The sequence below is a fragment of the Streptomyces sp. LUP30 genome (assembly GCF_001746365.1).
Lineage (GTDB): Bacteria > Actinomycetota > Actinomycetes > Streptomycetales > Streptomycetaceae > Streptomyces.
The window spans coordinates 90973-113753 of sequence record NZ_MJAJ01000016.1 but is presented as its reverse complement, the minus strand read 5'-3'; the positions used below and the strand labels follow the sequence as shown (position 1 = coordinate 113753).

Sequence of the window (22781 nt, the reverse complement as noted above, 5' to 3'; positions counted from 1 at the left end):
ACGGAACGGCGAACGGGGGGCGGGGCGTCGTGCCGGCCCCCGGCGCTCGCCTGGATCAGCCCTTGACTGCGCCCGCCATGATGCCGCCGACGATCTGCTTGCCGAAGACGACGAAGACCAGCAGCAGCGGCAGGGTGCTGATCAGCGCTCCTGCCATGACGATGCTCTGGTCGGGGGTGTAGGAGGCGCTGAGCTGGCCGAGGGCCACCTGGAGGGTGGGGTTCTCCTGGTTCAGGGCGAGGAAGGGCCAGAAGAAGTCGTTCCACGCCTGCACGAAGGTGAGCATGCCGAGGACCATCATCGCGGGCCGGGCGGCGGGCAGGACCACGTTCCACACGATGCGGATGTTGGTCGCGCCGTCCACCTTGGCCGCCTCGATCAGCTCGTAGGGCAGGGCCTCCAGCAGGTACTGGCGCATGAAGAAGACGCCGAAGGCGCCGACCAGGGTCGGGAAGATCACCGACTCCAGTTTTCCGCCCCACCCGATGTCCGCCATCATCATGAACAGCGGGACGACGCTGAGCTGCGGCGGAATCGTCAGGGTGGCGATGACCGCGGTCATCAGGGCTCCGCGGCCGCGGAAGCGCATCTTGGCGAAGGCGTATCCGGCCAGGGTGCAGAAGAACAGGGTGGCCGCGGTGATGCAGCCGGCCACGATGAAGCTGTTCACGATGGCCTTGCCCAAGTGGGCCTGGTCCCAAGCCGCTTGGAGGTTGCTCCACAGCCGGCCGCCCGGCAGGAACGGCGGCGGGCTGTCGAGGACCCGCTGCTGGTCGTGGGAGGCGGCCACCAGCGTCCAGTACAGCGGGAAGACGGAGCCCAGGCCGACGACGATCAGGGCGGCATAGGTGAACGGGCCGCCCTTGAGGTGCTGGCCGGCGCCGAGCTTGAAACGGCCGCCGCCCTTGTCGGTGGGGGCGGGAAGCGGTGCCGGGGCGAGGTCCGGCACGGTCTTGGTGGGACTGGTCGTGGTCATCGATATCGCTCCCGTCAGGCCGCGCTCTTGCGCACGAACCGGCCGACGATCCAGTTGATCAAGGCGATGAGCAGCAGCAGGACGAGCATGGCCCAGGCCACGGCCGCCGCCGGGCCCAGATGCCCCAGCTTCCAGCCGTAGTTGAAGAGATAGATGCTGAGGGTCTCGTACTGGTGCTCGCTGCCTCCGACGGCGCCGATCGTGCCGCCCTGCAGCAGCAGCGGCTCACCGAACAGCTGCATGGATCCGATCGTCGAGATGACGATGGTGAACAGGATCGTCGGTCGCAGCGAGGGGACGGTCACCTTGCGGAACTGCTGCCAGCGCGTCGCACCGTCGATCGACGCCGCTTCGTACAGGTCGGTGGGCACGGCCTGCATGGCCGCCAGATAGATCAGGGCGTTGTAGCCGGTCCAGCGCCAGATCACGATGATGGAGATGGCGATCTTGGATGTCCACTCGCCGTCGCCCCAGTCGGTGTTGCCGATGCCGACGAAGTGGAGCACCCAGTTGAGCAGGCCGCCGTCGGCCCGGAAGACCAGGGCGAAGACCAGGGCCGCGGTCGCCACCGAGGTGGCGTACGGGGTGAGGATCACCGTCCGCCAGAAAGTGCTGGCGCGCAGCTTGTAGTTGAGCAGGTGGGCGAGGCCCAGCGCCACGAGGAGCTGCGGGACGGTGGAGATGACGCCGATCACGAAGGTGTTCGTGACGGCCGTCCAGAACTCGGAGTCCTGGAGGATCCTGGCGAAGTTGTCCCAGCCGACCCACTCGGACTGGTCGAGGCCCGTCATCTCCACCCGGTGCAGGGCTATCCAGCCCGTGTACAGGAGCGGGTAGAGCCCGAAGGCGCCGAAGATGAGGAAGAAGGGGGCGATGTACGCGTACGGCGACGCCTTGTCGTCGAAGCGCCACAGCCGCGTACGCCACGCGCTGGGTCCGTTCGACGTGGCGCCGGAGCCGCCGGGTGGCGGGGTGTGGGCACCCCGTGTGGGGGTTGTCGTTGCCACGGAGGGAGTCCTTCCCTGGAGAGCTGGGCCGGGTAGGGGCGGAAGGCGGGGTCACGGGCCGGGCGCCGGTCCCGCCGCCCGCGCGGATCGGTTCGGTGGTGAGCGGCCCGCGCTCGGTCGGGGACGTGGCGCCCCTGCCCGCGGAGCCTGTCACGAGACCCGTGCCATGTCGTCGGGCTCCGGTCGCCGGCCCCGGACGACACGGTGCCGCGGCGTCCGGCGGGTGTCTGCCGGACGCCCGGACGCCGCGGAGCAGACCGGCGCCGGACGGCCGACCTGGTGTGGACCACCTCCGTGCCCGCGGCGCGGGGGCCGCAGTACGGCCCCGCGCGCCGCAGCGCGGTGCGGGCGGCCCGTGGGGCCGCCCGCACCGGCGGATGTCAGCCGATCACCTTGTCGATCGTGTCGGTCGCGGCCTTCCACGCGTCAGCGGGCTTGGTGCCGCGCTTCTCCATGTTGTTGATCTGCGTGGAGATCGTGTCCTTGATCGTGGCGTCCTTCGGGCCGAGCACGGTCTCCGGGATGGCCTTGGCCTCCTCGGCGTAGATCTGGCCGATCGGGGCGTCGCTGAAGTACGGGAGCTTCGCGTCCTTGACGTCGGCGAGCTCGTAGGCGCCCTTGTTGGACGGGAAGACACCGATCGCCTTGAACACGGCGGCCTGCTGCTCGGGAGCGGTCAGCCACTTGACGAGCTCGGTGGCCTCCTTGGTGTGCTTGCCGCCCTTGGGCACGGCCAGGAAGGAGCCGCCCCAGTTGGCCGCGGTGGCGCCGGGCGCACGGCTGATGTCCCACTTGCCCTTGTAGGCGTCACCGGAGTTGATGGAGATCTGGCCGGCCATCCAGGCGGGGCACGCCACCGTGGCCACGGTGCCCTTGCGCAGCGCCGCCTTCCAGGGGTCGGTGAACTGCGGCAGACCCTGGGTCAGCTTCTTCGAGGCGGCCTCGGCGGAGAGGTTCCAGGCCTGCTGCACGGAGGGGCTGTCCTTGTAGATCGCCTTGCCGTCGGCGTCGTAGTACTGCTTCGGGGAGGAGCCGACGACCGCGTTGTACATGGCGCTCGCGGAGTCCATGAAGAAGGTGCCGGCGGGCGCCTTCGCCTTGAACTTCTCGCCGAGCTTGATGTAGTCCTCCCAGCCGCCCTTCACCGCGTCCGCGACGGCTTCGCGGTCGGCCGGCAGGCCCGCCTTCTCGAACAGGTCCTTGCGGTAGCACAGGGACATCGGGCCGATGTCGGTGCCGGCGCCTATGACCGTGCCGTCCTTCGCGGTGGCCTGCTTCTCCTTCCAGGAGACCCAGTCGGCCACGTTGATCGACTTGCTCAGGTCGGTGAACTTGGCCGCCTGGGTGTCGGTGACCTCCTTGATGCGACCGACCTCGATGCCGGTGACGTCCGCCAGACCGCTGCCCGTGTTCAGCTGCTGAAGAAGCTTCGGGTAGTAGTCCTGCTCGTTGGCGGTCGTCTCCTCCGTCACCGTGATGTTCGGGTGCAACGTGTGGTACTTCGCGAACAGACCGGCTTCCTTGTAGCCGAACTGCCCGAAGTCGGCCACCTTGAGAGTGATGTTCCCGTTGGAGTCCGAGGCGTCCGAGTCGCCGTCGTCGCTGCAGCCGGTCAGCAGCAGCGCCGAGGCCGTCAAGACCGTGGTGGTCAGGGCCGCTGCTCTGCGGCCGCGACCGCCGCTGGTACGGGTGATGCGCATTCCACTACTCCTTGTTCCAGTGGGGAACGGGATCTCAGGAATCGGACCGCCGGGGTTCGACGCTCCCGACCTGCCCTCTCGATTCGAGCGGTGGCCAGCCCACAGCACATGGCGTGCGGTGAAAACGTGCTGGTCAACGGTGCGCCATGTGCGTCAGAGGGAAGGGCTGTTGGTAGTTCGGGTCGCGGAGGAGAGGGCCCCCGACTGTCCGTGGGACCGCTCCCACGCGGCATGCCGGAAGACTCCTTGCTGCCGGACCGGGTGTCAAGACTTGAAAACGGCGTTGTTGCGCAAGCGTGTTCTCTGCGTCACGTGAATGTGTCGCACCGGACCGGGTCACCCACCCGGACATCAGCCGGCTGCCCGCAGGAATCACGCAGGTCACGAACGGGTCCGCGCCCGGCACGCGGGCCCGGCGCCGCTCGCCGACGTCCGCGCACGGTTTTTCCGACCCGGAACGAGGCGAGTTCGGACGGGACGCCGGAAGGTGAACGATCAGCCCCACGCGCCCCCGGAGCGAGGCGCCACCGGACCGTCCGGGAATCGACGCGGCCGGCGGGGCCCGGGGACCGGGGGCGGATCCCGGCCCTCGCGCCCGCTCGCGCGGGAGGGGGGCCCGGAGCGGGACCGGACCCCCGCCGACGGAGGGCGGGGCGAAAGACCGGACCTTTTCCCCTCCTCCTTTGCGCATCCCCCTTTCGCCGTGGGAGCGCTCCCATGCATAATGGGCGCTCACCCGACTCACGGGAGCGACCTCATGCCCGACCTGATGACCGCGGCCTTTCCTCCTTCCTTCCTCTGGGGCGCCGCGACGTCCGCCTACCAGATCGAGGGGGCGGTGCGGGAGGACGGCCGTACGCCGTCGATCTGGGACACCTTCAGCCACACGCCGGGCAAGACGGCCGGCGGCGACTCCGGTGACATCGCGGTCGACCACTACCACCGCTACCGCGACGACGTGGCGCTGATGGCGGACCTCGGCCTGACGGCGTACCGCTTCTCCGTGTCCTGGTCCCGGGTGCAGCCGACGGGCCGCGGACCCGCGGTGCAGGTGGGCCTGGACTTCTACCGCCGCCTGGTCGACGAGCTGCTCGCGAAGGGCATCAAGCCGGCCGTCACCCTCTACCACTGGGACCTCCCGCAGGAACTGGAGGACGCGGGCGGCTGGCCGGAGCGGGACACCGCCCACCGGTTCGCCGAGTACGCGCAGATCGTCGGCGAGGCGCTCGGCGACCGTGTGGAGAACTGGATCACGCTGAACGAGCCGTGGTGCAGCGCGTTCCTGGGCTACGCGTCCGGGGTGCACGCGCCGGGCCGGACCGACCCGGCGGCGTCGCTGAAGGCGGCCCACCACCTGAACCTGGCGCACGGGCTGGGCACTTCGGCGCTGCGCTCGGTCATGCCGGCCCGCAACGCGGTGGCGCTCAGCCTCAACTCGTCGGTCGTGCGCCCGCTCTCCCCGGGCAACGCCGCGGACCTGGCGGCCGTCCAGAAGATCGACGATCTCGCCAACGGCGTCTTCCACGGCCCGATCCTGAAGGGCGCCTACCCGCAGACGCTGCTGGCGGCGACCTCGTCGCTGACGGACTGGTCGTTCGTCCTCGACGGCGACCTGCGCAGCATCAACCAGCCGCTGGACGCCCTGGGCCTGAACTACTACACGCCCACCCTGGTCTCGGCGGCGGACGCGGAGCCGAGGGGGCCGCGCTCGGACGGCCACGGCAAGAGCGCCCACTCCCCCTGGCCGGGCGCGGACGACGTCGCCTTCCACCAGACTCCGGGCGAGCGCACGGAGATGGGCTGGACGATCGACCCGACCGGGCTGCACGAGCTGATCATGCGCTACGTCGAGGAGGCCCCGGGCCTTCCCCTCTACGTCACGGAGAACGGCGCGGCCTACGACGACAAGCCCGACTCGGACGGCCGCGTCCACGACCCGGAGCGCATCGCGTACCTGCACGGTCACCTGAGCGCGGTACGCCGCGCGATCGCGGACGGCGCGGACGTCCGCGGCTACTACCTCTGGTCCCTGCTCGACAACTTCGAGTGGGCGTACGGCTACGAGAAGCGGTTCGGGGCGGTGTACGTCGACTACGCGACGCTCGCCCGCACCCCGAAGTCGAGCGCGATCTGGTACGGCCGGGCGGCCAGGACGGGGACCCTGCCGGAGGTCGGGACGGACTGACCACAGAACCACCTGCCCGGGGGAAGGGGCAGGGGAGGGGAGGGCGCGGCAGGTCGAGGGGGCTTGCCGCGCCCCGGCCGTCCGGAGGGGGCCGAGCCGGGCCGCGCGGGCGAGGGGCGCCGCAGGTCACCGCAGTACGGTCAGCGACACCACCGCGACCAGGGCGGCGACGGCGACGGCCGCCCAGGCGAGGGCCGTGAGGCGCTGTCTGCTGGGGCGGCCGATCACCTCGATGTCGACGCCCCCGGGGAAGGCGTAGTAGACGCGGTCCGGGTCGGTGCGCACCACGACCCTGGCCAGCGGCAGACAGCGGAGCTCCACCCGGCGTCGCACCTCCCCCTCCTTCTCGGCCAGGAGCGGTGCGACCTGCTTGACCTGGTCGTCCTCCAGGAACTCCGGTAGCTCCTCGGAGGGCGAGGACAGGACGGCCGTGTGCCATCGACCGGCGCCGTCCGCCTTCGACCGGGTCAGGGGCGGGTAGACGGGCTTGATCCCGTCGGGGGTCGGCGTGTGGGTGATCACCCCCTCGGTCCACACGGTGAACCGGCCGGTGCCCCCGCACTTCTCGTGCCGCAGACGCTTGGCGCCCTTGCAGGTGCCGCAGACGGCCCGGCCCGTGCCGTCGCAGGTCGGGCACTTCAACTGCCGCTCTCCCAGGCACTTCGGGCACGCCACGTCGGGGCGTCGGCACCGTTTGCACGCGGCGCGCTCCTGCGCCCCCTCGGTGCGGGGCCGCTGCGGCCGGGCCCGGCGGGTGCGCGGATGGCCCGTGCCGTCGCACTCCCAGCACGCGTCGGGGCCGCCCTGGCAGACGTCGCACTCGACGTGCCGGGCGCACCGGCGACCGCCCCGGCCCGCACAGCCGCGGCATTCCTGCTTGCCGTCGACGCAGTCGCCGCACGGCTCCTCCGCCAGCGAGCCCTCCCGCACGAGCTCGACCCGCCGCGCGGTCCCCGGATCGTCCGGCGGGGTGACGGGCCAGGCGTCGAGGTCGGTGTACGTCGGCCGGCCCGCGATCGCACTCCGCTTGCCCTTGACCCTCATCGCGCGCTCGGTCCGCCGCTCGATGGAACGGACGATGCGGCACTCGAGGACCGACTGCCAGGAGAGCGCCGCCGCGCCGGGAACGGTGAGGTGAGCGGTGACGCCGGGCCGGGAGACGTACCGTTCGACCGCCTTGAGCATCTCTTCCTCGGACGGTGCCTTGGCCAACGCGCTTCCCCTCGCCGACGGATGCCACTCGCGGGAAGAGCAGGGTAGGAGGCCCTCGAGCGGCCGACAAGAGGGCCTTGCGCCCCGGTCACCTTCCGTGCGGCTCCCGTACCACCGCGACGCCACCGGGCGGGACCGGCACCGAGCCGTGCGCCGCCGGTTCCCCGGTGAGGAGTTCGACCGCCCCGGCGGCCACCGCCACTTCGGCTCCCGTCCCGCCGTGGTCGATGAGGAAGAGGTAGTCCGCCTCGCTCCCCCGGCGCCGGGCCGCCTCCACGCCCGGCGGCACGTCCGGGTGCACCGGCCGCACGCCCGCCTCCTCGCGGATCCGGGTGAGCAGCGCCGCCAGCGTGTGCGGGTCGGGCAGGGTGGCCAGGTACCAGGCGGCGCCGGCGCCGTGCGCATGCCGGGTGACCGCGGGGACGCCGGTCAGGGGGCCGTCCGTGTAGGAGGTCACCGGCTCGGCGCCCGCCGTTCGGACCCGTTCCGACCACAGCGAGGCCGTGCCGCCCCCGTTCAGCCCCACCGTCTCCCCCGGCAGCAACGGGAAGAGTTCGTCCGTGCGGACGCCGAGCGCCTCGCGGAACGCTCCGGGGTAACCGCCCAGCCGCACATGGCAGTTCTCGTCGACGGCCCCGCTGTGGAAACCGACCGCCAGGGTGCCGCCCCGCTCGGCGAAGGCGGTCAGGTTGGCCGCGCCCGCGTCGTCGACCAGATACAGGCTCGGCGCGAGGACCAGGCGGTACGCCGTCAGATCCGCGTCCGGGCGGACGAAGTCCACGGCGACGCCCGCCCGCCACAGCGGCTCGTACCAGGACCTCGTCAGTTCCAGGAAGCGGACCTGCTCGCTGGGCTGTGAGGGAAGTTCCAGCGCCCAGCGGGCGTCCCAGTCCCAGACGATCGCCGTCTCGGCGGTGCCCGTGCTGCCGCGCACCTCCGCCAGCGCCGCCAGGTCCGCGCCGAGCGCCACGACGTCCCGCCAGATCGCGCTGTCCGTGCCGGCGTGGGGCAGCATCGCCGAGTGCCACTGCTCGGCGCCCGCCTTGGCCGCCCGCCACTGGAAGTAGGCGATGCCGTCGGCGCCGCGCGCCACGTGCGCGAGGGCGTTGCGGCGCAACTCCCCCGCTTTCTTGGCCCGGTTGACGGGCTGCCAGTTCACGGCGCCCGTGGAGTGCTCCATCAGCAGCCAGGGGCGGCCGCCCGCGAGCGAGCGCACCACGTCGCCGCTCATCGCGATGTCGATCTCCGACTCGGGGTCGGTGGAACGCAGGTAGTGGTCGTTGGAGACGATGTCCAGCTCCGGCGCCCAGCGCCAGTAGTCCAGCGCGTCGAAGTTGTGCATCACCATGAAGTTGGTGGTGGCGGGGACGGTGGGAGCGGCCCGGGCCAGCACCTCCCGCTCGGCCGTGCACAGGGACAGCAGTTCGTCGCTGCAGAAGCGGCGCCAGTCCAGCCGGTGGGTCGGGTTGGGGACCGCGCCCGTCGCGCGCGGCGGCAGGATCTCGTCCCAGTCGTAGTACCACTGGCTCCAGAACGCGGTGCCCCAGGCGTGGTTGAGCGCCGCCAGGTCGTCGCCGTACCTGGCCCGCAGCCAGCGGCGGAACGCCTGCGCGCTCGTGTCGCAGAAGCACTCCGCGTTGTGGCAGCCGTACTCGTTGTGGACGTGCCACATGACCACCGCCGGGTGGCCCGCGTACCGCTCCCCGAGGGCGCCCGCGATCCGCAGCGCCGCTTCCCGGTAGGCCGGGCTGCTCGGGCAGAACGTCTGACGGCTGCCGTAGGACAGTCCGCGGCCGTACCGGTCCACCGGCAGGGCCTCGGGGTGGGCCCGGAAGAACCAGGCCGGGGGCGCCGCCGTCGGGGTGGCCAGGTCGGCGGCGATGCCGTGGGCGTGGAGCAGGTCGAGGACGCGGTCCAGGCGGGTGAAGTCGTGGACGCCCTCGGAGGGTTCCAGCAGCGCCCACGAGAAGATGTTGACGCTGACCATGTTCACGCCGGCCTCGGCCATGAGCCGCACGTCCTCGGCCCAGACCTCCTCGGGCCACTGCTCGGGGTTGTAGTCGCCGCCATAGGCGATGCCGGGGATGTTCAGCGGGCGCTCCATCACCGGCCTCCCGACAGCAGCCGTCGCGTGGTGTGCACGCCCCACTCGTCGAGTGACAGCAGCCGGTCGCTGGAGGCCATGAGTCCGCCGGTCGCCTCCACGTGCGCGGCCCACCGCTCCCGGGTCTCCACCGCGGGGCGGGCCATCAGACAGTCGGGGTCGTTGGTCCAGAGCCGGCCGTGCTGCCACTGGCGGCCGACGCCGGTGAACTCGGCCGGGTCCTGGCCGGGCTGGCTGTAGTCGTCGGCCTCGGGGCGGCGGTGCGGGGCCGTGTCGGGGCTGACCCGCATGGCGTCGAACAGCCCGAGGGAGGGCAGGATCGGCGCACCGCAGCCCAGCAGGTACGCGTCCGGGCCGATGGCCTCGCGGATGAGCGCGATGCCCTGGCGGTAGGCGGCGGTCGCGTCCACGCGGTCGTCGTGCCGGACGCCGTCCAGCGCGCCCGCGTACAGGAAGTCGACCTTGAAGTAGTCGTAGCCCTCGGCGCACAGGGTCCGGAAGACGTCCGTCAGGTACGCCGCCGCGTCGGGGTGGGTGGTGTCCAGGACGCGCAGGTCGTGGCCCCAGTTGCGGCCGGCGTGCGCGAAGCCGCCGTCGTCGTCGCGGACGAGCCAGTCCGGGTGGACGGCGGCCAGGTCGCTCGCCGGGTCGACGAGGAAGGGGGCCGTCCAGATGCCGGCCCGGCGTCCGCGCGCGCGGATGGCGTCCGCGATGCCCTCGCGGGAGCGGAAGCGGCCGGAGAGGGTGAGCCAGTCGCCCAGGGCCCGTTGGTAGCCGTCGTCGATCTGGACGACGTCGACGGGCAGGTCGAGGGTGTCCATGGCGCGGAGGTTCTCGTGGACGTCGTCCTCGGTGACGGCGGTGAAGTACTCGTACCAGGAGCACCAGACGGTGGGCGCCGGGCGGGGGGCCGCGAGACCGCACGACGTGGCCCAGTCGGCCAGGGTCGCCTGAAGGTCCGCGCCCTCCGCCCCCGCGTACTCCTTGACGGGTCCGTCGGCGGTCACCTCGGCGCGGCCCGCCCGGGCGGTCAGCCGGATCGAGGGGACCTCCCGGGTCGGGTCCGTCGCCGCCCACAGGCGGACCGGCGAGCCGTCGCCGGGGTCCAGGGCCAGCAGCCCCTCCCCCTGGAAGACGCCGGCGGGGGCGGTGACCCCGGGGCGGTAGCAGACGGTCGCCCAGTCGGCGTTCGTCGGACGGTGGGGGCGCGCGTCGAGGGCGTAGGCGCCGCTCGGGCTCCAGGACTGCCAGCCCTCCTCGTGGACGCGCGCGCGGCGCGGGTCCACGGGGACGGTGGCCACCGGGGTGAAGGGGTCGTGCACGGGGGTCTCTTTCACGGAGGAACGGGCTCAGCCCTTGTTGGCGCCCAGGGTGAGGCCGCTGACGAACTGGCGCTGGAGCACGAAGTACACGATCAGGGTGGGGATCGCGGTGAGCAGGGCGCCGGCGGCGACCAGGTTGGGGTCGGTGAAGTACTGGCCGGAGAGGTTGTTCAGGGCCGAGGTGATCGGCATGTTCTCGCCGGTGGAGATCAGCACGATCGCCCAGAAGAAGTCGTTGTAGATCCAGATGGACAGCAGCGTGGCCAGGGCGGCCATCGCCGGCTTGCACAGCGGCAGCACGATCTGCCAGTACATGCGCCACACGGAGGCGCCGTCGACGAGGGCGGCCTCGGTCAGTTCGTGCGGCAGCATCCGCATGTAGTTGCTGAGCACGAACGCGCAGAAGCCGGACTGGAACGCCACGTGGATCAGCACCAGGCCGAGCGCGGAGTCGTAGAGCTTGCCGCTCATGGTGATGCCGGGCAGGTCGACCAGCAGGTACAGCCGGTAGAGCGGGGTGATGATGACCTGCTGGGGCAGCAGGTTGCCGGCCGTGAAGACCAGCAGCAGCGCGATGTTGAGCCGGAAGTCGAAGCGGCTGACGTAGAACGCGACCATCGATGCCAGCAGCAGCGTGAGCAGCACGGCCGGGACCGCGATGATCAGCGTGTTGCCGAAGTAGTGCATCATGTCGGACTGCTCGAACGCGTTCGTGAAGTTGTCGAGGCTGAGCTTGTCCGGCCAGGAGACGTAACCCTTGTCGCTGGTCTCCGCGTAGGGGCGCAGGGCCGCGAAGACCGCCCACAGCAGCGGGGCGAGCCAGGCGAGCGCCGTGACGACGAGGAAGGTGTGCAGCAGGACGCGCGCTGGTCGGACGGGGGCGCGCTTCTTCGCCGCGAGGGCCGTGCTCATGCGCGCCGCTCCTTCCGGAAGGTCGCGATCAGGTAGGGGATGATCACGGCGAGGGAGATGACGAGCAGGACGACGGCGATCGCGGAGCCGTATCCGATCCGGCTGGACTCGCCGATGATGTTGTTGGTGATCAGGATCGACAGCAGCTCGGTGCCCTGAGCGCCCTTGTTGAAGACGAAGACCAGGTCGAAGGCGCGCAGCGCCTCGATGATGGTGACCACCAGCACGACCGTGTTGGTGGGGCGCAGGGTGGGGAAGATGACGTTCTTGAACGTCTGCCACTCGTTCGCGCCGTCCAGCGAGGACGCCTCGCGCAGGGACGGGTCGACGCCCTTGAGGCCGGCCAGGTAGAGGATCATCATGTAGCCGGTGTGCCGCCAGGACGCGGCGACCAGCACGGCCCACAGGTTCAGGTGCGGGTCGCCGATCCAGTCGATGTAGTGGCCGGGCTTGTTGGCCCCGATCAGGCTGTTGATCAGGCCGGTGTCGGGGTTGTAGATCAGCTGCCAGACGAAGCCGGTGACGGCCAGCGACATCACGACCGGCAGGAAGAACGCGGTCTGGTAGACCCTGCTGAAGCGGATCTTCTTGTCCAGCTGCATGGCCAGGAACAGGCCGAGCGGGGTCGGGATCAGGATGAGCACGACGAACCAGATGACGTTGTGCTCGACGGCGGGCCAGAACTGCGGGTTGTCGGTGAACAACTGCTTGAAGTTGTCCAGGCCGACCCACTTGATGGAGTCGAAGCCGATGCCGTCCCAGGTGGTGAAGGCGAGGGCGATCGAGGCGAGGGCGGTGACCCAGACCAGGGCCACGTGCAGGACCGTGGGCACGCCCGCCATGAAGGCGAGCGTGACGCGGTCACGGCGGGTGAGCAGGCGCTTGTGCCCCTGCGGGACCCGCTTGACGGCAGACGCGGGGCCCGGAGGCGGCACGGGGGCCGCTTCCGGGCTCTTCGAGGAGGTGTCGATGCTCATGAGGACGCGAAGATCGTCTTCTTCTGGCGCTCGATCGAGGACAGCAGGCTGTCGACGCCCTTGGGGTTCTGCAGGAACTTCTGCAGGCCTGGCTGCATCACGGTGGACGTGAAGTCCGGGCGGGAGTCGCGGTCCATGAACTGGGTGAGGCTCTTGGCCTCACTGATCATGGTGTACGCCTTCTTCTGCAGCGTGGTGTACGACGAGGTGTCCGCCTTGCTGGAGGCGGCCACCACGCTGGAGTCGGCCTTCAGGTAGATCTGCTCGGCTTCCGGCGTGCCCAGGAACTCCATGAGCTTGACGACGCCGTCGTGGTTCTTGGGGGCCTTGCTGACCATGAAGCCGTCGGTGGGGGCCTCGACGGTGTCCTGCCCGTACGCGGAGTTGATCTCCGGGAAGGCGAAGAAGTCGAGGTCGTCCAGGTCGGCCTTGTCGGTGAACTGCTGCGCCACGAACGAGCCCAGCATGTACATGCCCGCCTTCTTCGACACCAGCGTCTGCGCGGCGTCCTGCCAGGTACGGCCCATGAAGCCGTCCTGGTGGTAGGGCAGCAGCTCGGCCCAGTGGTCGAAGACCGCCTTCACCTTCGGGTCCGTCCACGCTTCCTTGCCCGCCATCAGGGACTTGTGGAAGTCGTAGCCGTTGAGGCGGAAGTTGATCTGGTCGAAGGTGCCCATCGCCGGCCAGGCGTCCTTGTCGCCGAAGGCGATCGGGACCAGGCCGTCCTTCTTCATCTGCTTGCACAGGGAGACCAGCTGGTCCCAGGTGGTCGGGACCTGGTAGCCGTGCTGCTGGAAGACGCTCTTGCGGTAGAAGAGCGCCCACGGGTACGTGTACAGCGGCACGAAGTAGTACTTGCCGTCCTCGCCCTTGGAGAGCTGCTTCATCGCGTCGGGGAAGTTGCCCCCGATCTTCTGCCACACGTCGTCGATCGGCGAGGCGAGCTTCTTGGCCGCGAAGAACTGCATGCGGTAGCCGGCGAACCAGTTGAACACGTCGTCCGGGGTGCCCTGGAGGTAGGAGTTGATCTGCTCCTGGAACGTGTTGTGGTCCTTGGTGTTCACGTCGACCGCGATCCCGGACTGCTTCTTGAAGGCCGCGTAGATCTCGGCGAAGGCCTTCTTCGGCACCGCGTCGGAGGCGTTGGAACCGAGGGTGACGGTCTTCGGGTCGGCGGCCGAGCCGCTGGAGCCGCATGCGGACAGCAGCGGCAGCCCGGCGCCCAGGACGGCCGCCCCGCCTATGCCGCGCAGCAGCGTGCGGCGGCTCGGGGAGGGGAGGGAGAGTCGGCCGGAGGGGGAGAGGTGATGCATGAACGGCTCCTGACGCGAGGTTCAGCCATGAGGGCGACTGAAAGCTGATCACAATCGACCAGAAATCAACTCGACCGAACACGAGGTGGCGCAATAACAGCCGCATGTCCGGTCATGCGTCAAGAGCCGTCGCTTTCATTTGTCGAAACGTAATCGACACACCTTGATCACTTGTTCTCTACAATCTTGATCATCCGGCGGCCGTGAGCGGTCACTTGAAGGTCGCGAAGGCCTTCGAGAAGGCGGAAGGCGCCTGGAGGATCGAGCTGCAGGTGGCGTCCGCGGAGCCCTTGGCACCGCCCGCGCACTGCTTGTCCCGCGTCGCCGACCACATCGACAGCCATCCCAGACCCTTCGATTTCGCGAAGGCGACGAGCTGAGTGGCGTCCTCGACCTTGAAGACCTCGGAGGAGACGTCGTTCACGCCGATCATCGGCGTGACGGCGACGGTGTTCCACGCGGCGCTGTCAGTCAACCCGAGCACACTCTTGACCTGGGCCTGGGTGGCGGTGGCCGCCTGCTCGGCATAGGCGCCCATGTCACCGCTGTACGCGGGACCGTAGTCCATCGCCATGATGTTGACAGTGGCGACGCTCACGTTGTTGGCCTTCGCATCTGCGAGCAGACTCACACCGCCCTGGGTCAGCCCCTCGGGCATGACCGGCAGGGTGAACGACACGTTCAGGCCCGGATGCTGCCGCTGAAGCCTGGCGATGGCCTGGGCGCGCCGGGTGTTCGCGGCGGCGTCGGGCAGCGCCCCGCCCTCCACGTCGAAGTCGACCTTGGTGAGCCGGTAGGCGTCCACCACCTTCCCGTACGCGGCTGCCAGGGCGTCCGCCGACGAGCAGGTCGTGGCCAGCTCGGAACCGGAGGCTCCGCCGAAGGAGACCCGCACGTCGCCGCCCTTGGCGCGCAGCGCCCCGATCTGTGCGGCCACACCGTCGCTCGCGAGGTCGCTCACTCCGCCCCACTTCGGCGTGCAGCCGCCGCCGTCGGTCACGAAGGCGAGGTTGTAGTCCTTGACGCCGGTCGCGCTCATGTTCGCGAGGAGGTCGAAGGCGGGGTAGAGGGAGGTGTCGACGTAGGGGGCGAAGCCGGCGGACGCGGGGGTGCCGGTCCCGGGAGTGCCGCTCGCACTCGGGGAGGGCGAGGCGGGGGCGGTGGGGGCGGGGCTGGAGGTGGGCGCCGATGTGGGGGAGGCGGTGGGTGCGGTGGACTGCGTCGGCCGCCCGCTCGGCTCGGGGGTCGCCCCGCCGTCGGCCGAACACCTGGCCCCGTCGACGAGACAGCCGACCGGGTCCCCGGTCCCCTCGACCACGAATCCGACGGTGACGGACTCCCCGGCGGCGAGCCCGTCGACGTCCCACTTCGGTGGTGTCACGGTGATGTGCCGCCCGGCGACGCTCGACGTCCCGTTCCACAGCGAACCGAGCTTCGCCCCGGCCGGCAGATCGAACTCCAGCTTCCAGTCGGCCTCGGCCCCGCCGCTGTCGTTGGTCACCACGTACTGGGCGGTGTAGCCCGTCGACCACTCGCTGGTCCTGGTGTAGGCCGCCCCGACCCCGGCCGCGTGCGCGGTGCCGGTGACCAGCGCGACCCCGCCGCCCGCCACGGCCGCGGCGACCGCGCCCCCGATGACCTTGTTCCTGCGGCTGATCTTGCGCCGGTGCGTGCTCATGACATGCCTGCCTTCAGTGTTCACGGGGGTTCCCGGAGGTGGGGTGCGGCAGCACGCTAGCGACCGTGAAAGGGGCAAAAGGCCTGACAGGGACGGGGGCCGAGGATCTTAGGCCGCACTTAAGGAAGGCATCGGGACCGGTTAAAGGTCGAGACCGGTTCGCCCCTCGCGGAGCAGCACGACCCGGTCGGCTCCGGGGTCGAACCCGATCAACGCGGGGCCTGTCCGACCGCCCTCGGCGTACATCGCCACGGGCTTGCCCAGACGACGTCCGATCGCCCGGAGGAACCCGCAGAACTCGTCGAGCCGCTCCTGGCCCTGCACCTCCCGCACGTCGACGTCGAAGTCGATCTCGTCGACCGAGTAGAAGCGGAAGATCGCCAGCATGTCCGGGGCCGGCCACACCCGCAGCTCGGGGCACTCGGCGCCCGCCGGTCGGGAGTGCACCACCCCGGCCCGAGGCACCGGCAGCACGGTGACCCCCTCGGCGTACTCGTGCTCCCAGCCGCGCTCGGCCACCAGGTCGAGGACCGCCTGCCAGTCGGCCGCGGAGGCTCCGTGCACGACGACGTCGGGCAGCGTCCCCCCGTCGGGGTCGAAGCACCCCCGGACGTCCTCCCACACCAGGTCGGGCGCACGCTCCCCCTCCCCGCCGCCGTCCCGCCTTCCCGTCACCTCCGTCACCCGACCGCCAGGCGTCTGCGGCGCCGGACGGAGCCCCGGTGGCCCCTGCGCACCGGTTCACGGCCGTCCAGCTGGATCCAGACGCGGACCTCGGCGCCGCCCAGCACCGAGGAGCCGATGCGGACGTCGCCGCCGGTCGACTCCGCGAGACGGCGGACGATGTCCAGGCCGAGGCCCGTGGAACCGGCCGTGCCCGAGCCGCGGCCGCGGGCCATCGCCGCCTCGGGGTCGGGTATGCCGGGGCCCGCGTCCGACACGAGGACGATCACCGCGTCGTCGCCGTTGTGGACGTCGACCGCGAAAGCCGTGCCCTGCGCGGTGTGCCGGAAGACGTTGCCGAGGAGGGCGTCGAGGGCGGCGGCCAGGTCGGCACGGGCCACGGGTATGCGCACCGGTCGGTCGACGCCGGCCGTGCGCACCTTGCGGCCCTCGTCCTCGGCGAGCGCCGACCAGAACGCCATCCGCTCGCGCACCACTTCGGCCGCGTCGCACCCGGCGCCGGGGCCGGGGGCGGCCGTCTGCGGTTTCGCCTCCCGGGCGGTGCGGATGATCGTGTCGACCTCGCGCTCCAACTGGGCGACCGCCGTGCGGGTCTGCTCGGCGGCCGGGGAGTCGCCGAGGGAGGCCGCGTTGAGCCGCAGGACGGTGAGGGGGGTACGCAGGCGGTGGGACAGATCGGCCGCCAACTCCCTCTCGTTGGCGAGGAGTCGGACCACCTGATCGGCCATCGAGTTGAACGCGACCGCCGCCAGGCGCAGTTCGTCCGGCCCCTCTTCCGGCACCCTGGCGCCGAGCTTGCCCTCCCCCAGTTCGTGCGCGCCCTCGACCAGCCGCCTGGCCGGCTGCACCATGCGCACACCCAGCCGGTCGGCGACCGCGACCGATCCGACGACCAGGGCGACACCGACCGCCGCCAGCACCGCCCAGGCCGTGCCGACGCCGTTGCTCATCTCGGACTCGGGGACGTACACCTCGATCACCACGGTCCCCAGGCTCAGCGCGACGGGCTGGAGCAGCGCGGACCCGCCCGGGACGTCCGTGGTGGAGGCGCGGCCCAGCTTCCGCACGGCCTCGACGTCCGAGGCGGCGGCGCGCTGCCGGCCGAGGTCGACGGCCGCCCGGCCGTCGCCCGCCGGCAGGTGCACGGCCATGCCGTCGTCGGCGCCGGCGGAGGCCACCACCCGCTCCAACTGGTCGCGGTCGGTGGTGATGGACAGGGCCGGCACCACGACCGCGGCCTCCCGCTCCGCGTTGGAGAACGCGCGGTCGCGGGCCATCTCCTTGACGACCAGGCCGAGCGGGACGGCGAAGGCGACCACGACCATGGTGGTGACCGCCAGGCAGACCTTGACCAGAGCCCATCTCACAGCGCCGGCGCTCCTTCCCCCGGTGGTTCGAGCTTCACTCCGACGCCCCGCAGGGTGTGCAGATAGCGCGGGCTCGCCGCCGTCTCGCCCAGTTTCCGGCGCAGCCAGGACAGATGGACGTCGATGGTCTGGTCGTCGCCGTAGGACTGCTGCCACACCTCGGCGAGCAGTTCACGACGGGGGACGACGACACCCGGCCGGCCCGCGAGGAAGGCGAGCAGGTCGAACTCGCGGCGGGTGAGGTCGAGTCGTGCGCCGTCCAGCTCGGCCTGCCGGCGCAGCGGGTCGACGGCCAGACCGCCGACGCGCAGAACGCTGGACGGCGCGGCCTCCCCGGCGCCGGACCGGGCCCGCCGCAGCACGGCCGCCATCCTCGCCGACAGGTGCTCCACGGAGAACGGCTTGGTCAGATAGTCGTCCGCGCCCGCGTTCAGCAACCGGACGATCTCCGCCTCGTCGTCGCGCGCGGTGGCGATGATGACCGGGACGTCCGTGATGCCGCGCAGCATCTTCAGGGCCTCGGAGCCGTCCAGGTCGGGCAGGCCGAGGTCGAGCACGACCACGTCGAAGCGGAAATGGGCGACCTCGCGCAGCGCCTCCAACGCCGTGCCCACGCTGCGCACGGTGTGCGAGGCGTCGGTCAGCTGCCGGATGAGCGCCGAGCGCACGAACTGGTCGTCCTCGACCACGAGCACACTTGCCATGCGCCGCAACCTACGCCATGCCGGCGAGCGCCATCCGGGCCTGTGGACAACTCGGCTCCTGTGGACGACCGGTGAGGCGCCGTACCGGATCGGGGGCACATCCGTGCGACACGGGTGAGACGGGTGGGGCAAGATGGCCCGCGATGCGCAGAGGACTCGTACACGTACTGGCCTGGTCGCTCGCCACCGGCGCGGCGGTCACGCTGTCGTGGTGGGGTGTCCACACGGTGATGGCGGGCACGGTCTACGACCCGCCGCGCGCCCTGCCGCTCACCGCGGCGGACGCCACCACCCGGGAGCCGGGCCCCCGGGCCTCCTCGACGAGCAGCCCCACCCCGTCGGTGAGCCCGTCCCCGCGCCCGAGTCGCACACCCGCCCCGCCGACGCCTTCGAGGACGGCCACGGCAGGCCCCTCCCCCGCCTCCTCCGCGACGGCCGGGAGCACCGTCAAGAGCTACGACACCGGCGGCGGCCGGGCCGTCTTCGACCTCGGCCGGACCTCGGCGACGCTCGTCTCGGCCACCCCGGGCGCGGGCTGGTCGATGCAGGTGTGGAAGACGGAGTCGTGGATCCGGGTGGAGTTCGCCTCCGGGGCGGACCGGGTGTCGGTCTTCTGCACCTGGCACGACGGGCCGCCCCGGGTGGAGATCGGCACGTACTGACCCCGGTGGGGGCCCGCTAGCGGAACACGGAGGGCGGTGGCACGGGCGAGGCCACGGCCGTCGCGTCGGCGACCGGGGCCGCCCCGCCGGTGAAGTCGGTGAGCGCGCGGCCGTGTTCGACCCGGCCGGGGTGCGGGTCGGAGGCCGCCCGGCGGGTCAGTTCGGCGATCGGCAGGGGCAGGTCGGAGGCGACGAGCACCGCGTTGCCGAACCGTCTGCCCCGCAGCACGGTCGGGTCGGCGACCAGTGCGAGATCCGGGAAGCGCGCGGCCGCGGTGGCGATCTGCCCCCGCAGGTGGGTGAGCGGCGGGCCGTCCGCGATGTTGGCGGCGTAGCGCCCACCGGGCTTCAGCGCCCTGCGGACCTCGTCGAGGAACTCGGTCGAGGTGAGGTGGGCGGGCGTGCGGGCCCCGCTGAACACATCGGCGATGACGAGGTCGGCCCAGCCGTCCGGCACCTTGGCGAGGCCCTCCCGGGCGTCGGCGGACCGGACCCTGATCCTGGCCCCCGGATCCAACGGCAGCTCGCGGCGGACCAGTTCGACGAGGGCGGCGTCCCGTTCGACGACCTGCTGGGTGGAGCGGGGGCGGGTGGCGGCGACGTACCGCGCGAGCGTGAGGGCGCCGCCGCCGAGGTGCACGACCTGCAGGGGCTTGCCGGGCGGGGAGGCGAGGTCGATGACATGGCCCAGGCGCCGCTGGTATTCGAAGGAGAGGTAGGAGGGATCGTCGAGATCGACGTGCGACTGGGGGGCTCCGTCGATGAGCAGCGTCCAGGCCCGCGGCCGGTCCCGGTCGGGCACGAGCTGGGCGAGTCCGCCGTCCACGGTCTCGACGACGTCGGCGTCGGCGTCCCGCCCGCGCCGGGTGTTCCTGGACTTTGCCATGACAGCATTTTCGCAGGCCGGCGGCGCTCCCGGTACGCCCGGTCGGCACCGGCGCACAACACGCGCGCGGGCGAGCGGGCGACCGCTCGCGCGGGCCGGCGCGAGGCCCCTCGCCTCACGTGGCGGCGGGGGCCCTCACCGGCAGCTGTCCGCCGCCTCGATCAGCCGGGCCGCCTCGCCCAGCGCGCGGCGCAGGACCGCCGGGTCCGTCGCGAGGTCCGCCTCTCCGGGCGGCACCAGCCAGTCCGAGCCCCGGGGCGGCGGCTCGGGGGCGAGTCTCAGCCCACCGCCGTCGGTCCCGGTGCAGGTGCTGCCCGGTACGTCCCAGGCCGCCGCCGTGCCGGCCGGCACCACGAAGCCGAGGGTGTCGTCGCCGTCGTCGTGCAGAACGGGTCCCATCCCGTCCCCGGCCGACGACGCCCTTCGCAGGATGTCGACCGCCTCCAACCCCTGACGGGTGGGCACCGTCACTAGGTCGCACGCCGCCACCGACGACGTACGAAGGTCGTTGCTCTGGCTGGTCTCCATCCCGGCCTCCACCGCGCAGCCCGCCTGTAGTCCACAAGGTTCAACGCCGCACGGCGTCAAGGGCTACGGCGGAAGTCCGCCGCAAAGGATGGCAGTTCATGGCAGATCCCGGATGAGATATCCGGTTTGTAGCCAAACACCGCGTGACGGCCCGATCACAGCAGGTACGTTCTTGCCCGCCGGGAACAAGGGTGCCACACGGACACGTCACCCCTGCTCCGGCATGGTTCGACGGTTCGCACGAGAGGACCCGGCCATGGCGTCGTCAACGCTGACCCCACCTCGGCCCGACCGGCCACCACGGCCCAACCTCGCCTTCCGACAGCTGCGCGGACAGCGCTCACCGGCCGAGTTCGCCGCACTCGTGCGGCGGGCCGCGCGCGACATCGGCGAGCGGGTCAGTTGCGACGCGCGCTACATCGGGCGGGTCGAGGCCGGTGAGATCCGCTGCCCCAACTACGCGTACGAGCGGGTGTTCCTGCACATGTTCCCCGGCCGCACGCTCACCGACCTCGGTTTCGCACTTCGCTCGACCGTTCGCGGCCGGGGGGCGCGCACCGCCGAGGAAGCGCCCCGCGCGCACTTCCTTCAGCCCGCGCGCATCACGAGTGACGAGCAGGACACGGGTGAGACGAGTGGAGCGCACGAGCCGTATGACACGCAGAACCCGTACGACACGCACCACGACCACGAGGAGAGCGACGTGCTGCGTCGCGCATTCATGACCGGCGGAGGCGCCACGATGGCCGTCGCCGCCCTGGGCCCCTTCGGGTTCGCCCACGACGCGTCCACCGCCGCGCGTCCCGCGCGCCGCGCGGGGACGAGCGAGGCGGGCGCCCTCGAAGAAGCGGTCCGCAGGATCCGGCTGCTGGACGACCGGCACGGGGCCGACGGCCTCTACCGGCGCGCGGCCGCTCCGCTGCGCGCCGCCTACGCGCTGCTGGACGCCGGGACCACCCGGCAGACGACGGCCGACCGGCTCCACTCCGGCGCCGGGGAGCTCGCCATCTCCGTGGGCTGGCTCGCCCACGACTCGGGCCGCTTCGACGACGCCCGCTCGCACTACGCCGAGGCCCTGGCGACCGCGCGGATGACCGGGGACCCGGCGCTGGAGGCGCACGCCTTCTGCAACACCGCGTTCCTCGCCCGGGACGCCGGCCGTCCCCGCGAGGCCGTGCGGGCCGCGCAGGCCGCGCAGCGCGTCGCCCGCCCGCTGGGCTCGCCCCGTCTGATGTCGCTGCTCGCGCTGCGCGAGGCGGGCGGCTGGGCCGGGCTCGCCGACCGGGCCGGCTGCGAACAGGCCCTGGTGCGCGCGCAGGTCCTCTACGACCGGGGCCCGTGCGACCACGACCCCGAGTGGATGAGCTTCTACGGCGAGGCCGAACTGGAGGGGCTCACCGCCCAGTGCTGGTCCACCCTGGGCGAGTGGCCGCGCGCGGCCCGGCACGCCAGGCGGGCGGCAGAGCTGCAGGACCCGCACTTCACCCGCAACATCGCCCTGTACACGGCCGAGTTCGCGGACGACCTCGCGCGCGGGGGGCGGCCCGACGAGGCCGCGGTCGCCGGGATGCGGGTCCTGGACCTGCTGGACCAGGTCCAGTCGTCCCGGATCCAGACGATGCTGGCGGGAACGGCCAGGGTGCTGCTGCCGCACCGGCGCGCCGGGGGCGTCTCGGCGTTCCTGGAGCGGCACGCCTCGACACCGCGGATGCCCTGAGGAACACCCGGTGGTGTCTCCCGGTGGGCCGGGGACTGCGGGTCAGAGACGGCGGGTCAGAGACGGCGGGTCAGGGGCGGCGCGGACGGCGGCGGCCGCTACGGCCCGGCCCGGGCCCTGCCGCTAGGCGAGGTGGCCGAGGTCGTTCCAGCTCTCGATCGCCGGTTCGCCGTACGCCCAGCCCAGCACCGACAGCGACGTCGGGTTCAGGCGGATCCGCGCCGCGAAGTCCAGCGGCAGACCCAGCCAGCGTGCACCGATGGAGCGGAGGATGTGACCGTGGGCGAAGACCAGGACGTCCCGGTCGGCCGAGCGGGCCCAGGCGACGACCTCGTCCGCGCGGGCCGTCACCTCGGCGAGGGTCTCGCCCTCGGGGACGCCGTCGCGCCAGATGAGCCAGCCGGGCCGGACGGCCTGGATCTCGGCGGGGGTCATGCCCTCGTAAGCGCCGTAGTCCCACTCCATGAGGGTGTCCCAGGTCGTGGCGCGTTCCCCGAAGCCGGCGAGCTCGCACGTCTCCCGCGCGCGGACCAGCGGGCTGGTGCGTGTCTCCACTCCCGCGATGCCCTCGTGAGGCGCCCGGTGCAGCCGCTCGCCCAGCAGTTTCGCGCCCCTGCGTCCCTCTTCCAGGAGGGGCACATCGGTCCTGCCGGTGTGCTTGCCGGACAGCGACCACTCCGTCTGTCCGTGCCGGGCCAGCAGGATGCGCGGTGCCATGGGGGACCTTTCCGGGAGAACCCCGGGACGAACCAGGGGAGAGATCAGGGGCCGATCCCCTCCATCATCGCTCACCCTGAACAGGGGCAACCCGACGGGCGATCCCCGCGTCTTTGAGATCCGGGGCGCT

At 71.6% G+C, this 22781-nt stretch carries 19 protein-coding genes; 3 read left to right on the top strand and 16 right to left on the bottom strand.

The window, feature by feature from the left end; translation table 11 throughout:
- Positions 1-55: 55 nt before the first annotated feature.
- The 3 genes from BG482_RS15880 to BG482_RS15870 all read right to left on the bottom strand — a co-directional run bounded on the left by BG482_RS15880 (position 56) and on the right by BG482_RS15870 (position 3683).
- The gene (locus BG482_RS15880; RefSeq protein WP_069769667.1) at positions 56-976 is read right to left on the bottom strand and encodes a carbohydrate ABC transporter permease; all 921 of its coding nucleotides are present in this window, start codon (positions 974-976) and stop codon (positions 56-58) included.
- 14 nt (positions 977-990) lie between these two features.
- On the bottom strand, positions 991-1983 hold the full coding sequence (locus tag BG482_RS15875; protein WP_069769666.1) for a carbohydrate ABC transporter permease: 993 nt from the start codon (positions 1981-1983) through the stop codon (positions 991-993).
- Positions 1984-2363: 380 nt separating this feature from the next.
- Entirely contained in the window at positions 2364-3683 is a 1320-nt protein-coding gene (locus BG482_RS15870; protein WP_069769665.1) for an ABC transporter substrate-binding protein, read from the bottom strand.
- A 757-nt stretch (positions 3684-4440) separates the two neighbouring features.
- Here BG482_RS15870 and BG482_RS15865 point away from each other — a divergent pair.
- Positions 4441-5868, top strand: a complete 1428-nt coding sequence (locus BG482_RS15865) for a GH1 family beta-glucosidase (RefSeq protein ID WP_069769664.1) — start codon at positions 4441-4443, stop codon at positions 5866-5868.
- A gap of 126 nt (positions 5869-5994) precedes the next feature.
- Here the strand turns inward: BG482_RS15865 and BG482_RS41065 are convergent, their stop codons facing one another.
- From BG482_RS41065 to BG482_RS15815, 10 genes are all read right to left on the bottom strand, one after another.
- The gene (locus tag BG482_RS41065; RefSeq protein WP_141746605.1) at positions 5995-7080 is read right to left on the bottom strand and encodes a hypothetical protein; all 1086 of its coding nucleotides are present in this window, start codon (positions 7078-7080) and stop codon (positions 5995-5997) included.
- An 88-nt stretch (positions 7081-7168) separates the two neighbouring features.
- Entirely contained in the window at positions 7169-9184 is a 2016-nt protein-coding gene (locus BG482_RS15855) for a beta-galactosidase (protein ID WP_069769663.1), read from the bottom strand.
- A complete protein-coding gene (locus tag BG482_RS15850) occupies positions 9184-10506 on the bottom strand; it encodes a glycoside hydrolase family 36 protein (protein WP_069769662.1) in 1323 nt (440 codons plus the stop codon). Before BG482_RS15850 ends, BG482_RS15855 begins: the two co-directional genes overlap by 1 nt.
- Positions 10507-10533: 27 nt before the next feature.
- Complete coding sequence (locus BG482_RS15845; protein WP_069769661.1) at positions 10534-11418, bottom strand: carbohydrate ABC transporter permease; 885 nt, start codon at positions 11416-11418, stop codon at positions 10534-10536.
- Positions 11415-12395 carry a carbohydrate ABC transporter permease gene (locus BG482_RS15840; protein ID WP_069769660.1) on the bottom strand — a complete coding sequence of 327 codons (981 nt, stop codon included), beginning with the start codon at positions 12393-12395 and terminating at the stop codon, positions 11415-11417. Before BG482_RS15840 ends, BG482_RS15845 begins: the two co-directional genes overlap by 4 nt.
- Positions 12392-13708, bottom strand: a complete 1317-nt coding sequence (locus BG482_RS15835) for an ABC transporter substrate-binding protein (RefSeq protein WP_069769659.1) — start codon at positions 13706-13708, stop codon at positions 12392-12394. Before BG482_RS15835 ends, BG482_RS15840 begins: the two co-directional genes overlap by 4 nt.
- Positions 13709-13919: 211 nt before the next feature.
- The gene (locus BG482_RS15830; RefSeq protein WP_069769658.1) at positions 13920-15386 is read right to left on the bottom strand and encodes a cellulose binding domain-containing protein; all 1467 of its coding nucleotides are present in this window, start codon (positions 15384-15386) and stop codon (positions 13920-13922) included.
- Between the two features lie 141 nt (positions 15387-15527).
- Positions 15528-16061 carry a hypothetical protein gene (locus BG482_RS15825; protein ID WP_069769657.1) on the bottom strand — a complete coding sequence of 178 codons (534 nt, stop codon included), beginning with the start codon at positions 16059-16061 and terminating at the stop codon, positions 15528-15530.
- A gap of 5 nt (positions 16062-16066) precedes the next feature.
- Positions 16067-17437: a HAMP domain-containing sensor histidine kinase gene (locus BG482_RS15820; RefSeq protein ID WP_069769656.1), complete on the bottom strand. Its 1371-nt coding sequence runs from the start codon at positions 17435-17437 to the stop codon at positions 16067-16069.
- Positions 17434-18141: a response regulator transcription factor gene (locus tag BG482_RS15815; protein WP_069769655.1), complete on the bottom strand. Its 708-nt coding sequence runs from the start codon at positions 18139-18141 to the stop codon at positions 17434-17436. The genes BG482_RS15820 and BG482_RS15815 overlap by 4 nt, the downstream gene beginning before the upstream one ends.
- A gap of 143 nt (positions 18142-18284) precedes the next feature.
- Between BG482_RS15815 and BG482_RS15810 the strand changes: the two genes are divergently transcribed.
- Positions 18285-18803, top strand: a complete 519-nt coding sequence (locus tag BG482_RS15810; protein WP_069769654.1) for a hypothetical protein — start codon at positions 18285-18287, stop codon at positions 18801-18803.
- Between the two features lie 16 nt (positions 18804-18819).
- Here BG482_RS15810 and BG482_RS15805 read toward each other — a convergent pair whose 3' ends face one another.
- Together BG482_RS15805 and BG482_RS15800 are read right to left on the bottom strand one after the other, a co-directional pair.
- The gene (locus BG482_RS15805; RefSeq protein WP_069769653.1) at positions 18820-19689 is read right to left on the bottom strand and encodes a spermidine synthase; all 870 of its coding nucleotides are present in this window, start codon (positions 19687-19689) and stop codon (positions 18820-18822) included.
- A gap of 135 nt (positions 19690-19824) precedes the next feature.
- Complete coding sequence (locus BG482_RS15800; protein ID WP_069769652.1) at positions 19825-20217, bottom strand: hypothetical protein; 393 nt, start codon at positions 20215-20217, stop codon at positions 19825-19827.
- Between the two features lie 256 nt (positions 20218-20473).
- Between BG482_RS15800 and BG482_RS15795 the strand changes: the two genes are divergently transcribed.
- Positions 20474-21934, top strand: coding sequence for a hypothetical protein (locus tag BG482_RS15795; protein WP_069769651.1), 1461 nt, complete (start codon positions 20474-20476; stop codon positions 21932-21934).
- Positions 21935-22057: 123 nt separating this feature from the next.
- On the opposite strand, the gene BG482_RS15790 is transcribed toward BG482_RS15795, so the two are convergent.
- Entirely contained in the window at positions 22058-22651 is a 594-nt protein-coding gene (locus BG482_RS15790) for a histidine phosphatase family protein (RefSeq protein WP_069769650.1), read from the bottom strand.
- Between the last annotated feature and the right edge of the window lie 130 nt (positions 22652-22781).

Coding starts and splice junctions, on each gene's coding strand:
- BG482_RS15880 (WP_069769667.1), bottom strand. CDS start 976: ATGACCACGACCAGTCCCACCAAGACCGTGCCGGACCTCGCCCCGGCA.
- BG482_RS15870 (WP_069769665.1), bottom strand. CDS start 3,683: ATGCGCATCACCCGTACCAGCGGCGGTCGCGGCCGCAGAGCAGCGGCC.
- BG482_RS15865 (WP_069769664.1), top strand. CDS start 4,441: ATGCCCGACCTGATGACCGCGGCCTTTCCTCCTTCCTTCCTCTGGGGC.
- BG482_RS15855 (WP_069769663.1), bottom strand. CDS start 9,184: ATGGAGCGCCCGCTGAACATCCCCGGCATCGCCTATGGCGGCGACTAC.
- BG482_RS15845 (WP_069769661.1), bottom strand. CDS start 11,418: ATGAGCACGGCCCTCGCGGCGAAGAAGCGCGCCCCCGTCCGACCAGCG.
- BG482_RS15840 (WP_069769660.1), bottom strand. CDS start 12,395: ATGAGCATCGACACCTCCTCGAAGAGCCCGGAAGCGGCCCCCGTGCCG.
- BG482_RS15835 (WP_069769659.1), bottom strand. CDS start 13,708: ATGCATCACCTCTCCCCCTCCGGCCGACTCTCCCTCCCCTCCCCGAGC.
- BG482_RS15830 (WP_069769658.1), bottom strand. CDS start 15,386: ATGAGCACGCACCGGCGCAAGATCAGCCGCAGGAACAAGGTCATCGGG.
- BG482_RS15815 (WP_069769655.1), bottom strand. CDS start 18,141: ATGGCAAGTGTGCTCGTGGTCGAGGACGACCAGTTCGTGCGCTCGGCG.
- BG482_RS15810 (WP_069769654.1), top strand. CDS start 18,285: ATGCGCAGAGGACTCGTACACGTACTGGCCTGGTCGCTCGCCACCGGC.
- BG482_RS15805 (WP_069769653.1), bottom strand. CDS start 19,689: ATGGCAAAGTCCAGGAACACCCGGCGCGGGCGGGACGCCGACGCCGAC.
- BG482_RS15800 (WP_069769652.1), bottom strand. CDS start 20,217: ATGGAGACCAGCCAGAGCAACGACCTTCGTACGTCGTCGGTGGCGGCG.
- BG482_RS15795 (WP_069769651.1), top strand. CDS start 20,474: ATGGCGTCGTCAACGCTGACCCCACCTCGGCCCGACCGGCCACCACGG.
- BG482_RS15790 (WP_069769650.1), bottom strand. CDS start 22,651: ATGGCACCGCGCATCCTGCTGGCCCGGCACGGACAGACGGAGTGGTCG.